This window comes from Lentilactobacillus hilgardii DSM 20176 = ATCC 8290 (genome assembly GCF_000159315.1).
GTDB lineage: Bacteria > Bacillota > Bacilli > Lactobacillales > Lactobacillaceae > Lentilactobacillus > Lentilactobacillus hilgardii.
The window spans coordinates 611,517-618,543 of the sequence record NZ_GG669992.1 but is presented as its reverse complement, the minus strand read 5'-3'; the positions used below and the strand labels follow the sequence as shown (position 1 = coordinate 618,543).

The 7,027-nt window shown below is 39.9% G+C and carries 5 protein-coding genes; 4 read left to right on the top strand and 1 reads right to left on the bottom strand.

Annotation, left to right across the window (positions count from 1 at the left end; translation table 11 throughout):
- Positions 1-256: 256 nt before the first annotated feature.
- From HMPREF0519_RS02810 to HMPREF0519_RS02795, 4 genes are all read left to right on the top strand, one after another.
- Positions 257-1,654: an amino acid permease gene (locus HMPREF0519_RS02810; protein WP_003557294.1), complete on the top strand. Its 1,398-nt coding sequence runs from the start codon at positions 257-259 to the stop codon at positions 1,652-1,654.
- Between the two features lie 198 nt (positions 1,655-1,852).
- The gene (locus tag HMPREF0519_RS02805) at positions 1,853-3,046 is read left to right on the top strand and encodes an MFS transporter (RefSeq protein ID WP_003634441.1); all 1,194 of its coding nucleotides are present in this window, start codon (positions 1,853-1,855) and stop codon (positions 3,044-3,046) included.
- Between the two features lie 227 nt (positions 3,047-3,273).
- The gene (locus HMPREF0519_RS02800) at positions 3,274-4,278 is read left to right on the top strand and encodes an agmatine deiminase family protein (RefSeq protein WP_233419305.1); all 1,005 of its coding nucleotides are present in this window, start codon (positions 3,274-3,276) and stop codon (positions 4,276-4,278) included.
- Positions 4,279-4,412: 134 nt separating this feature from the next.
- Entirely contained in the window at positions 4,413-5,207 is a 795-nt protein-coding gene (locus HMPREF0519_RS02795) for a sulfite exporter TauE/SafE family protein (RefSeq protein WP_003634438.1), read from the top strand.
- A gap of 444 nt (positions 5,208-5,651) precedes the next feature.
- Here HMPREF0519_RS02795 and HMPREF0519_RS02785 read toward each other — a convergent pair whose 3' ends face one another.
- Positions 5,652-6,818 carry an ROK family transcriptional regulator gene (locus tag HMPREF0519_RS02785; protein WP_003634435.1) on the bottom strand — a complete coding sequence of 389 codons (1,167 nt, stop codon included), beginning with the start codon at positions 6,816-6,818 and terminating at the stop codon, positions 5,652-5,654.
- Positions 6,819-7,027 lie beyond the last annotated feature (209 nt).

Here is a 7,027-nt window from a genome sequence, read left to right as displayed (position 1 = left end):
AGGATTTCCCAAATCGACGTCTTATACTCCGGGTGCTAATCGCTTTGATCCGCACACTTATTCTTCATTTTCATAGGCAGGCTTCCCTATTTGCCTTTTTTTCATTAAAAATTTTCTCGATTTACAAAATCATGTAAAAAGATTCCTTGAAAACAGCGGTTTTTCGACGCTGTCATGTTAGGATAATGCCAGATTAATTAGAGGGCCTCTAATTTAAAATTATCATTTTCCATCACTTTCAAGGAGGAATCTATGCATGCAAAAATCGCATATTACTGAAAATGCCGATGGGACGAAACGCTCTCTAAGCAACCGCAACGTACAAATGATTGCCATCGGCGGGACAATCGGAACAGGATTATTTTTAGGGTCCGGGACAACTATTAGTAAAACCGGGCCATCAATTCTATTAGTTTATTTAGTTTTAGGAATCTTTTTCTTCTTGATGATGCGGGCTATCGGAGAAATGCTTTACTCCGATCCTTCCCAACATACTTTCGTATCATTTATTGCTCGCTATTTAGGCCCAACAGTAGGCCATTTTACCGGCTGGACATACTGGTTGGGACTTACCTTCTGTGGCATGGCTGAGCTGTCAGCTATTTCGACTTATACTCAATTCTGGTTTCCGAATATTCCGGCTTGGCTTATTCAAGTCGTCTTCCTGGGTATTTTGGTCTCAGTTAATTTAATTGCGGCCAAAATCTTTGGTGAAGCGGAATTCTGGTTCGCACTAATCAAAATCATCGCCATTCTTGCTTTGATTGTAACCGGCATTTTCATGATGACTAGCCATTCGCTGACACCACTTGGACATGCATCCGTTCAAAATCTTTTCCATCATTTCAGTATGTTCCCACACGGTGGACTAAGCTTCATTTCAGCATTTCCAATGGCTTTCTTTGCCTTTCAGGGAATTGAATTTGTCAGTATTACCATTGGTGAAGCAAAGACCCCTCATCGGATTATCAAAAAAGCGGTTAATGAAACCTTACTTAAAATTTTGATTTTCTACTTTGGTGCCATGATTGTGATCATGGGGATTATTCCCTGGACACATTTAACACCTCAAAGCAGTCCCTTTGTTCAAGTCTTTAAGTTAGCTGGATTACCAGCTGCTGCAGCCTTCATTAACTTTGTGGTTCTGACGTCAGCCTCCTCATCGCTCAATAGTTTTATTTTCTCTGCCGGTCGTCATTTTTACCAACTGGCAACCGAATTACCAAAAGAAAGTTGGATGCATCAACACTTTGCCAAGATTTCCAAAAGTGGTGTTCCTGCAGCGGCTATTAAGATCTCCGCATTATTACTGCTGGTGACGCCTTTATTAAGTTTGACCAGCGCTACCGGGGCCGTCTTTACGATCGTGGCCGGTTCTTCAAACGATATGTACATTATTGTTTATGCATTAGTCATGATTGCGCACCGAAAATATCGGGAATCCAGCGACTTCTTGGCGGATGGCTTTAAGATGCCTTGGTATCAATTTACCAGTCCACTCACGATCGCTTTCTTTGCCATTATCTTTATGACCTTGTTCTTCATTCCACAAGATATCGTAGGAGCACTTGGTGCAATTGCCTGGACCATTATTTTTGGTGGCATTACTTATTTACATCAACGTAGTATGGTTTCTGCAAACGCCGACAACTAATTTGACAGCTTACTTGGTTCGAATAGGGACCACAAACTGACCTTTCTATCGTTTGGTTACTTGTGGTCCCTTTTTGTGTCCTGACTGACAAATTTTTTTCAATAAAAAGTTCCCCCAATCACAATCATTTTATGCTAATCTGTAAAAGGTGCGCTTTTATACGTCAATCATTACCATCACTAACAGGAGGGAACTATCGTGACTAAATTCAAAATACAATCAATTGTCTTTGTGCTCGTTGCTTTCATGTTGGGATGTAACGAATTCATTGTTGTCGGCATATTATCGGATCTATCAAAGCAATTTCAAGTCCCAATCTCAATTATGGGTTACTTGGTTACAATCTTTGCGACAGTTTATGCGGTCAGTACCCCTTTTGTTACGGTTCTTACCAGTCGATTCAGCCGGTATAAAACACTATTATCATTAATGATTGTCTTTCTGATTGGCAACACGCTTAGCGGCTTATCGACCAGCTATCTATTTATGGTTGTTTCGCGAATCATCACCGCAACAACTGCCGGATCGATTATTTCATTGGTTATGACGTTTGCCAGCACCATTGCGCCAAGAAACAAACGAGCCAGTTTGGTTTCCTGGATCTTCGCCGGTTTTAGCATAGCTTCCGTTTTCGGGGTACCGATTGGAGTAGCTATCAGTACCAGTTACAATTGGCGTTATACGTTCTTCAGTATTTCAGTTATCACTATTTTGACATTTATTCTATTAATTTTTATATTACCCAGGAAAGTTAAACAAACGCAGAGTTCCATTAAAAATCAACTGACACTGCTTCTTGACCCTAGAATCTATATCGGCATTGTGTTGGTCTTGTTCACCGCTGCGACAATGTATGCTTATTACACTTACATTCGTCCGCTGCTTACAACCTCGATGGGCTTCAGCATCACCAGTTTGAATTGGCTATTATTCATCATTGGTATCATGAGCATCTTAAGTAACCGCTTGTCGGGAGTAATCGCTGAAAAAACCAATCCACTCAGGACCATGCCAAAGTTTTACGTGGCTGATATTATCCTATTATTGCTGATGCCCTTTGGATTGAAAAATAAAATCACAGGAATGGCGATTATTTTGATATTAACGTTGATTGTCACGGTTTTGAACTCTCCAATTCAGCTGCATTTTTTAAATATTGCCGAATCGGATTACCCACAATCATTAGTATTAGCGTCATCCCTTAGCTCAATCTTCTTCAACTTCGGTATTTCACTGGGATCAGCAACCGCTTCATCAATGGTTGGCATTGTCGGATTGGATAAAATCAGCGTGGGCGCTGCAGTATACGCAGCAATCTCTCTGCTATTTGTTTATCTGCTTAATAAAGCAACCAAGACTAAGCAAAAATCAGCAACTCAGTTGTCTAAATAATTAAACACAGCTCTGAACATCCTCATTACAAAGATGTCCAGGGCTGTGTTTGTATAATAACGTCTCTTTATACAATACTATTTTATATAGATTATATTTTAAATTATATATAACGACCCTTGTCAATAGGCGGTTTTCTCTTTAGCAGCGCTTATAATATTTTTATAAAATTAATAAAAAAAGCCCATGCTATCATGATGCCAATAACTCAATCGGAGGACATCATCATGCGTAAACGAACTGGCATTTTAGCAATCATGATTTTTACCGGCTGCCTATTGGCCGGTGCAAGCAAACTTTCTGTCACCCAAACGGCTGCTGCAAACCAGCCGACCATTTATACCGCCTTACCCAAGCCTAGTGACACTTACTATCGGCCGTTTAATAAAGCGTTACGACATTTCGTCAGTCAACTGGCCAAACAGGATCCAAATAACGTCCTCACCATTACCAAGCAACCATTAGCCCATCGAAGCAGCAATTTCACCTATGATGACATTTGGCTCCGGGATGTGGCGCCGGTAATCACTACTAAAATGGTCAAATTCCGCTACAGTCCAAATTATCTAAAAAAGTCAGACCGTCATTATTTAGACCAACAATTTCGTACGTGGCTCAACCGGGGAAAATTCAATTATCAAACCAGTGACTTGGTCCTTGACGGTGGCAATTTGATTTGGAATAACAGTGATACCGTTATCTTAACCACCCACGTTTTCACGGATAATCCCAATTGGTCCCGCACTGAAATTATTAAGGAGCTAAAGACAAAACTAGCCGTTAACCATGTTATTTTTATCCCCACCGAACCCGGAGATGTGTTGGGACATGCCGACGGGATGGTTAAATTCATCACTGCCCGGAAACTATACATTAGCGATTTCTCTGGGAATCAAAAATTAGTTAAAAAGATCGAGCAGCTAATTAGAAAACAACTTCCCAGTGCGAAATTTGTTCTCCTACCTTCTGCCTATACATCAAAGGGGCAGTATGATACCAAAATTGCTTCGGCTAAAGGCTTATACGTTAACATGTTGGAAACACCGAAGACCATTTATATCCCACATTATGGTCTTCAAACGGATGCTAAAGTCCTAAAGATCGTTAAAAAAAATACTACTAAAAAAATCGTCCTCATTGATGTGGCCCAAATTTCAACCACTGGCGGTTCTGTACACTGCCTGACTTGGGACGTACCAGCAAAGTTTAAGCCTGAAAAAGCTGATGTTTAGCCTTCGCAACACTGATTTGGATATCATCAAAACCTAAACAAACACTTTGAATTTGATCATGGGGATTGCTAGAGCAGTTTTAAAAGTAAGTCATTGGTAGTACTATATTAGAAGTATCTTACTTTCTGAAAGGAATGTGTGTTTCTACCTTGATATTAACATTTATCTTTTTAATCATTGCCGGTTTTGCAGCTGGCCTGTTAGCTTCGATAGCCGGACTCGCTTCGCTGGTTTCCTACCCTGCCCTTTTAGCTGTTGGCCTGCCACCGGTTATCGCAAACGTCACTAATACGACTGCACTGATCTTTTCCGGAATTGGTGCAACTGCTTCTTCGCTTAAAGAACTTCGCGGTCATTGGAAAAAACTATCAATTTTTATTGTGTTATCTTTAATCGGTAGTATTGGTGGTAGTATCCTGCTATTAGTTGCACCCGCCTCTTCGTTTGAGAAAGTTGTTCCTTTCTTCATTCTGTTCGCAGGTATTTTACTATTTCTTTCAGGTCGGAAAAAGGACGTTTCTACTTCAAAACTAAAAGAGGCCCACTCATCCCCTGAAAAGAAGTGGTGGGTGTCACTGATTAGTTTAATTGGTATTATCCTGGTCGGTGCCTACACGGGATATTTCGGTGCTGCTGGCGGCGTTATTTTTCTTGCTATTCTCTCGGTCATTACCGATGATCGTTTTGCCGTTGTCAACGCCATGAAAAACGTGATCGCCTTTGCCGGTAATCTGATTGCGACCATCATTTTTATCTTCAAATCCCATATTGATTGGCTACTTGTTATTCCTTTGGGTTTTGGCCTTCTCATTGGTGGCTACACTGGGCCGATTATTGTCCGACACGCAAATATTCACCTACTAAGGGCTTTAATTTCTATTGCCGCTTTTGGGTTAGCTGCCTACCTGTTCGTAACAGCCTATTTTTAATGACGAAAGCCCATCATCCCTTCTTATAAACAACTTGGAAAAGCTGTTCTTGGTGTGACATAAAATATCCTACGCAAATCAATCATAATGATTTGCGTAGGGATTTATCATTAATAATCCATACACACACGAGTGTACTTTAAAACTAGCTTTAACAGCTATTGGATATGACTACGTTTACTTGTCAAAGCTGTTCCAAAAAACGATGGGTATCTCGTTCACCAAGTATCTCAATCGATTTCGAATCTCAAAAACAAGACAACTTTTAAAAAACACTGGTGAGCCGATTACCGCAAAACAGATCGAACAACAACGTGTGGAAAAGTCATCCAGGAAAATTACATTTCCGGATAATATCAAAGCCGTCAAAAACTTAAAATTAAAACACCGCCTCGCAATCTTTTTTTGCAGAGGTGATGTTTTTGTTTGATTTTTAAAGTGGTGTCAGTCTTTTGTTTTAAAAAAGTTTAGTGGATAACCGACCAGATCCAAAGCATAATGGGTAATCACTGAACAGGCGCCTAACAGTGTTGCCTTATCCGAATCGGTTAGCCGGACTAATTTTATTTCAGAATGACTCAGCTGTTGAACTTTAATCAACACCTGGTCAAAGATTTCCGGTGCCGCTTCCATTAGTGGCGATCCAAGATAGATTGCACCGGTGTCAAAATACATAGACGAGTTATAAATTAAGCTGGAGATTTCCTGAATAAACTTATCAATGGCTGCCACCACATTATGATTATGCTCGCGATACATTTCAACGACTTTATATCGATTCAACCCGGTCAATCCCAGTTCATCACTAATTCTGTTAATGATGGCATCTTCCGAACAAATTTGTTCAATCGGCGTTAGTTGTCCCTGAGCATTTTTAGTCAGTGTTCGGCCAACTTCACCCGCTTGACCTCTAAAGCCGCGGAACAACCGGTTATTGATAATCACGCCCGACCCAATTCCTTTATGAATTCCAATAGCAACCAAATTTTTGCTATCAAATTTCATCATAAAATCCCGAACGTAAACAGCTGCCAGGTTAGACTCGTTTTCCAAAACTACCGGAACATGATACTTGGCACTTAAACGTTCATTGAGATTGACGTCTTCAAAATCTATGAAGGGTGAATAGGTGATTTCTTGCTGTTCATTCACGATACCGTGAATTGATAGACAAATCCCCAACAATCCTTTGACTGAAACAACCGTATCCACATATTGATTGATCTGATGTTCAATTATGGCCAAAATTTCATGAATATTTTTTTGATAAATAGTTGTTTCAGCTTGCGCAATCACACTTCCATCTAAATAGTTAGCCATAAAATGAAGATTGTGATACGAGATGTCAAAGTTGATGGTAAACCCATAGCTTGCATAGATTCTAATATTAGTCGGTTTTCTTCCGCCAACATGTGATGCCGCACCTTCGCCGACTTCTTCAACTAATTGTTCTTCCTTTAGTTCATCATAAATCGAAGAGACCGTTGACTTATTTAATCCCAAATGCCGGGAAATTTCCGCTCGGGTTGTATAGTCGTTATTAAAGATTTCTTGGAGAACCAACTTGCTGTTAGCTCTCCGCATCAAATCCTTATTGGTAATCGTTTTCATGTTAGTATCCTTCTCACGTTAATTTCGTATGTCTTAGCCTTATCTTATCAAAGCAGTCCCATTATTCAAAGATTTTCATAATTTTCACTAAAAGCTATCACTGTTGAGATACCAATTTGTTTATATAGGATCGCAACTATGATTGTCATTTCAATTTTAACTGATTATCGGACATTTCGCTGAGAATCCGGTTGCACAACTAATTTTTA